The following is a 6031-nucleotide window of genomic DNA, read 5'->3' as shown; positions in this document are numbered from 1 at the left end:
AATCCCAAATGAGGCACGCACCCCATTACGCGAGCACTTTAGATGAGTCTCGTCGCCACGTTTACCTAGCGTATGATCGGGTTACAGAATTCGGCTTCCTTGCCGTCAGGCGCCACAGGCCCTTAGAACGGCCGCATGAACCTCCTGGCTTGTCTTTCTTAGGTTCGTGTCGGGAAGGTTCTCCATGTCGTTTTCGTCGTCTCATCATCGCCTCGCTGGCCGCCATTTCGCGCGGGCCTCGATCATCGCAGTCGTCTCCTCCGCCGTCGTCCTGGTCGGTTCCGGGACAGCCAACGCGTTGCCCACTGCCGTTCCCCTTGGCACTGCGGGAAGTTTCGCGGTGCTTGCAGGCGCGGGCGTGACAGCTACGGGCCCGAACACTCTCAACGGAGACATCGGAACGTTCCCCACCACGTCCATCACGGGGTCCGGCTCCATCACCGTCAATGGCACCGATCACGGTGGAGACGGAGTGACACAGACCGCCAAGACCGACCTCGGCACGGCGTACGATGTCGCGGCGGGACAGGGCCCGACGTCGCCCATTGTGGCCGACCTCGCGGGCCAGGCGCTCACGTCCGGCGTCTACAACTCGAGCTCTCAGATCAACCTGACCGGCGCGCTCACCCTGGATGCTGCGGGAGATCCTGACGCGGTGTTCGTCTTCCAGGCCGGTTCCGACCTCATCGTTGGACCGTCGGCGACCGTGAGTCTGACCAACGGCGCCCAGGCGTGCAACGTATTTTGGCAGGTCACCAGTTCTGCGTCGCTCGACACCGGCGCGAGTTTCACCGGAACGATCATGGCGCTCACCTCCATCACGGCTGGCACGGGCGCGACGGTTCAGGGTCGGCTCCTCGCGCGCAACGGCACCGTCACCCTGGACACCAACACCATCACTTCTCCCGTGTGCGCCGCCCCCAGTGCAGGTCCCAGCACCACTCCCGTGGGAGGGGTGCAGACGGGTGACGGCAGCACAGTAGGCGCCGCGGGCGGAGCCGATTCGACCTTCGTCGCCGCTGGCGTCGTCACTCTTCTTGCATCGGTCGGCGTGGTCTTCGCGGTGCTCACGCGGCGTCGCTTGCGTACGGTGTGAAACTGACGAGGCCCGCACGGCGGTGGGCTGGTAGTTCGCCACGACGACGCGTCGTGGTGCTCGGCGCCATTGCGGTGGCAGGCGGTGTCGCCGTGAGCATGGCGACGTGGTCCGCGATTCAGGACTCCCCGACCGCTCGTGCGGGGGGCGTCGAGCCGACACCTGCAACGGTCATCACGCCGGCGGCCGTGCCGCCTGAGGCCTCTGGGTCGGCAGGGGCGTTGGGGGCTTCGGCTCCGATGGGGGCCTCGGATCCGGTAAGACTCATCGCCGATTCGATCGCGGTGGATACCCCGCTCATGGCGTTGGGTCTGCAACCGGACGGCACTCTTGAGGTCCCACCGGACGGCACTCTCGCGGGCTGGTTCACGGGCGCGCCCACGCCGGGCGAGCTCGGACCCGCGGTGATCGCAGGGCACGTGGATTGGAATGGCCCTGCTATCTTCCACGATCTGCACCTGATGGTGCCGGGTGACCTGGTCAACGTCGAGCGCGCCAACGGCAGTACGGCGGTTTTCGCCGTCACCGAGGTGGGCCAGTACCCCAAGAATGAGTTCCCGACGGACGCCGTCTACGGGGCCGTGGACTTCGCGGGCCTGAGACTGATTACGTGTGGGGGCCTCTTCGACGACGAGGCAGGACACTACGAGGACAATGTGGTGGTCTTCGCCGAGTTGGTCTCCTCCACTCCAGCCACCTCCGGCTGAGCGCCGGGATTCTCGCGGATCCCGGATCCCGGATCCACGCGGTGAGTAGCAGGCGCCTACTCGACGACTTCTTCCCACGCGGCCGATGCGTCCGCGGCCTGCGCGACCAGGGCGCGGCGCACGCCGTCGCGGCCTTCGATCACCAGGCGCTTGAGAGCGTCGTGAGCGTCGGCATTCTCGGCAAGCCAGGCATCGGCCCTGTCCTGGAGGTCCGCGACACGGCCAGCCTGGTGCACGGGGTACAGCCCCTCGATCAGGTTGGCCGCCATCTCGTTGGTTTTCTCCGCGTAGATGCGACGCAGCATGGCGAAGTACTCGTCCACGAAAGGCTCCAGGATTGCCACGTCGTGAACGTGGTTGAAGCCGCCGATGGTCTCGGCCTGGAGCGCGTTGGGGAGGTCCTTGCCAGCGGGAGCGTTGATGAGGGCGTCCCAGGCGGCCCGCTTGAACTCGGCGCCGGGAAGCGCGGCCCTCGCGTGCGCGGCGCGGCGCTGGCCCGACGCGGTGGCGTCCTTGCCCAGTTGCAGTTCGATCGCCACCTCGCCGGCGCGACCGCCCGCCACCAGGGAGATGAGCAGGTCCCAGGCGAGGTCGGCATCGACGATGAGGCCGTCGAAGTGGAGTTTGTCGTCCACCAGCGCCTCGACGTTGTCCAGTTGCGATTCGGTGGACGCCATCTCGGCAAACGCCCGCATCAGCTGCAACTGGCTGTCGCTGCCGGACTCGGCTTCGAGCGCAAGATGCCACAGCGCATCGGCCGCCTTCTCGGTGGCGCTGTCGGCCGCGCTGGGCGCCGTGTAGAGACTCAGCGCGGTTGCCAGCTGACGCAGCAGCACCAGCATCGTGCTGGATTCGGTCTCCGCGCCGACGTTGCCCAGCACCAGATCGATGAATTGGCGGGCCGGCAGCTCGCCGTCCCGCGTCATGTCCCACGCGGCGCTCAGCACCATGGACCGGGGCAGTGGACCCAGGTCGCTGAGGTGCTCTATGGCGGTGGCCAGGGAGTTCTCGTCCAGGCGCACCTTGGCGTACGCGAGGTCGTCATCGTTGACCAGCACCAGGGCGGGCCGCTTCTTGCCCACCAGCGCGCGCACCTCGGTCAGTTCCCCGTCGATGTCCATCTCCACGGCCTCCGTGCGCGTCAGCAGGCCGTCCACGATGTCGTAGCCGCCGATGACCAGGCGGTGCGGACGCTGCGTGGGCCACTCTTCGGGGACCTCCTGGGCAACGGCGAAGCGGGTGATGAACCCGGCTTCGTCGGATTCAATGATGGGGCGCAAGGTGGTCACGCCGGCCTTCTGGAGCCAGACGTCAGACCAGGCGGCCAGGTCGCGGCCCGAGGCCTTCTCGAGTTCCACCAGTAAATCGTTCAGGGTGGCGTTGGAGTGGTGGTGCTTCTTCATGTATTCGGCGACGCCGGCGAAGAATTCGTCCTCGCCCACCCAGTACACGAGCTGCTTGAGCACGGACGCGCCCTTGGCGTAGGTGATGCCGTCAAAGTTGACCTCAACGTCCTCGAGGTCGCGGATCTCCGCCATGATCGGGTGCGTTGACGGAAGCTGGTCCTGGCGGTACGCCCAGGACTTCTCAAGCGAGTTGAAGGTCACCCAGTTGTTGACCCACTTGGTGGTCTTGACGGTCGCGAGTGTGGAGGTGAACTCCGCGAAGGACTCGTTGAGCCACAGGTCGTTCCACCACTTCATGGTGACGAGGTCGCCAAACCACATGTGCGCGAGTTCGTGCAGCACGGTGACGGTGCGACGCTCCACGCGCGCCTGTGAGGGCTTGGAGCGGAACACGTAGTCCTCAAGGAACGTCACGCAGCCGGCGTTCTCCATGGCGCCCGCGTTGAACTCGGGCACAAAGATCTGGTCGTACTTCTCGAAGGGGTAGTCCATGCCGAACTTGTCTTCGTAGAAGGTGAACCCCTGCTGTGTGTCGCCCAGGATGACGTCGGCGTCCAGGTACGGGGCCAGGGCCTTGCGGCAGTACACGTTGGCGCTGATGGCGCCCTTGCGGGACTCCAGGGAGCCGACGACCTCGTGGTACGGGCCGGCGACGATCGCGGTCACGTAGCAGGGCAGGCGCGTGGTGGGGGAGAACTCCCAGCGGGCCACGCCGCGGGCGGTGTCCGCGATGACGATGCTGCCCTCGGCGGCCTTCTTGGTGGAAGGCGAGTTGCTGAGCACGTGCCAGTGCTCGGGCGCCGTGACGGTGAAGGTGAACTCGGCCTTGAGGTCCGGCTGCTCGAACACGGCGTACACCCGCCGGGTGTCCGCCACCTCGAACTGGCTGTAGAGATAGACCTCGCCGTCCTCGGGATCGATGAAGCGGTGCAGGCCCTCGCCGGTGTTTATGTAGGCGCAGTCGGCTACCACGGTGAGGGTGTTGTGCTCCGCGAGGTTCGACAACTCGATGCGGCTGTCCTGGTACGCGGTTGCCGGATCCAGGTCGTTGCCGTTGAGAGTGATGGAGTGCACCGTCGGCGCGATCAGGTCGACGAAGGTGCTCGAGCCCGGCTTCGCGGTGAACGCGATGGTGGACGTCGAACGGAAGGTTTCCTCGGACGTGGTGAGGTCCAGCACGACGTTGTAGGTCTCGGTGGAGACGACGGTGGCGCGGGCCTCGGCCTCGGCGCGTGTGAGATTGGTTCCTGGCATGAATGCGATTGTGGCACGGAGGGACGACGGGTGAGATTAGTTTCACCGTTTGGACGAGAAGGGCGTGAACTGCGGTCACGCAGGCATGTGGGTGTGATGGTCGAGTACTGCTCGCAGGTATCCGCCCTTGGATGTGCTCGGATCACTGAATTCATGCCACTCGGACTCTGAGCATTCCAAGTAGAAGTGGTGGCCACCGTTGGGCCACTCGACGTGGATGACCCTCTGTTTCGCGTCGTACGCTATCGCTGCCGTGCGCGTAGATTCAGGTGTCGGTAGCCAATCGAGCATGATTCGGTCTCTTTTCCTAGGTATCTATCGGTACTGCCGAACGAGCGCCAGGGCATCGACCAACGAGCCAGCGCTGGGCTCGGTCTGCCATCGCACGGTGGCAGCATCCCCTGACCGGGGCTCAGGAGTTGGTAGCGGCATCCGCACGCGCGACGGCACGCCGACCGCTTCGCCCGACATCACCACCTCGCCGGTCCGAAGCGTGCTGAGGCTGGAAGCGATGTTGCCGACCGCGTCAGGCAGAGCGGCGGTGACTGCTGCCACGTCACTTGAATTTGTGAGCCTGAATCCCATGAAGGTGCCAAGTTGCGCGAGAACTGTCGCCGCAACGTCCGATGGTCGCTGCGAGACCAAAGCCAGGCCGACTCCGTATTTCCGCCCCTCCCGCGCTACGCGTTCGAGGGCGCGCCTAGTGTCTGAGCTTTGGGGGCCAACCTCAAAGTAGCGGTGGGCCTCCTCGATCACGAGCAACAGAGGGTGCGCGTCGGCGTTAGGGAGTTCGCGCGATCGCACGGCGAGCTCAAGCGAGAAGTCCAACACGGCGGACACGGCGATTTGCGTCGCTTCAGCAGTAAGCACCTGCAAGTCGAGCACGACGACCCCACTGGCTCTAGACGCCCACCGCGCGAGGTATCCGGCCAGTGGATCCTCGCTCACGTGCGGCCAGTCTGCCAAGGGAAGGAGGAAGTGGAACCGAGGGTCTCTCGTCCTGGCCCGCATACGTCGAGGTGCGTCCCGGAACGCCCCGTGGCGGCTGCCCTTGAATGGTGCGGCGCTGCCTGCGCCATACTGATCGTGCTGCGACGGCACAAGACCAGCCGGGCTGCCGCGAGTGGAGAACACCTCAGCGCCCTGATCGTTGCGATCCTCGTAGACCGCATGGTTGCGTCTATCGAACTCAAACCAGGCTGCCTTGAGGTCATACGGTATTGGAGTATCCGGATTTATTGCAGAGGAATCGATGTTGAGCCAGTCGGATCCCTCGGCGTGAGCCCGCCTCAGTTCGACTACAACGTCTGCAAAACCGTCTGCCTCGATATCGCTTGGCTCTCGCCCGATAAGCGTCGCGAGCAACTGGCGGCAAGGGAAGGCCCATGCAGGTATCTCGAACCCTCCGTCAACGTTGGGGCGGAGGACAGTCGCCTGCGCATCGAGAGCGTCGGCATACTCACCCTGCGTGTCAATCACGACGATGTGCGCATGCTTGTTTTCTGATGCAGCTATTCGCTGAACGAGATGCGCGACGAGGTTCGTCTTTCCCGATCCCGAGGCGCCGA

General features: G+C 65.0%; 5 protein-coding genes and 1 pseudogene. 2 read left to right on the top strand and 4 right to left on the bottom strand.

The features are described from left to right. Positions 1-184: 184 nt before the first annotated feature. Together QZZ29_RS01980 and QZZ29_RS01975 are read left to right on the top strand one after the other, a co-directional pair. Positions 185-1096, top strand: a complete 912-nt coding sequence (locus QZZ29_RS01980) for an ice-binding family protein (protein ID WP_291380975.1) — start codon at positions 185-187, stop codon at positions 1094-1096. Between the two features lie 53 nt (positions 1097-1149). Then, a complete protein-coding gene (locus tag QZZ29_RS01975) occupies positions 1150-1803 on the top strand; it encodes a class F sortase (RefSeq protein ID WP_291380974.1) in 654 nt (217 codons plus the stop codon). A 56-nt stretch (positions 1804-1859) separates the two neighbouring features. Here QZZ29_RS01975 and pepN read toward each other — a convergent pair whose 3' ends face one another. The 4 genes and pseudogenes from pepN to QZZ29_RS01960 form a co-directional block, all read right to left on the bottom strand. Then, on the bottom strand, positions 1860-4463 hold the full coding sequence (gene pepN, locus QZZ29_RS01970) for an aminopeptidase N (RefSeq protein WP_291380973.1): 2604 nt from the start codon (positions 4461-4463) through the stop codon (positions 1860-1862). Positions 4464-4538: 75 nt separating this feature from the next. Then, positions 4539-4754, bottom strand: coding sequence for a KTSC domain-containing protein (locus QZZ29_RS12735; RefSeq protein WP_366478859.1), 216 nt, complete (start codon positions 4752-4754; stop codon positions 4539-4541). Between the two features lie 24 nt (positions 4755-4778). Beyond that, positions 4779-5267: an ATP-binding protein gene (locus tag QZZ29_RS01965; RefSeq protein WP_291380979.1), complete on the bottom strand. Its 489-nt coding sequence runs from the start codon at positions 5265-5267 to the stop codon at positions 4779-4781. Between the two features lie 81 nt (positions 5268-5348). Beyond that, a pseudogene (locus tag QZZ29_RS01960) lies at positions 5349-6017 on the bottom strand (DUF87 domain-containing protein); the annotation flags it as partial. Positions 6018-6031: the final 14 nt, after the last annotated feature.

It is taken from the genome of Demequina sp. (genome assembly GCF_016278765.1).
Lineage (GTDB): Bacteria > Actinomycetota > Actinomycetes > Actinomycetales > Demequinaceae > Demequina.
Note: the sequence above shows the minus strand (reverse complement) of the source record. Positions and strands in the feature narration are given on the sequence as shown.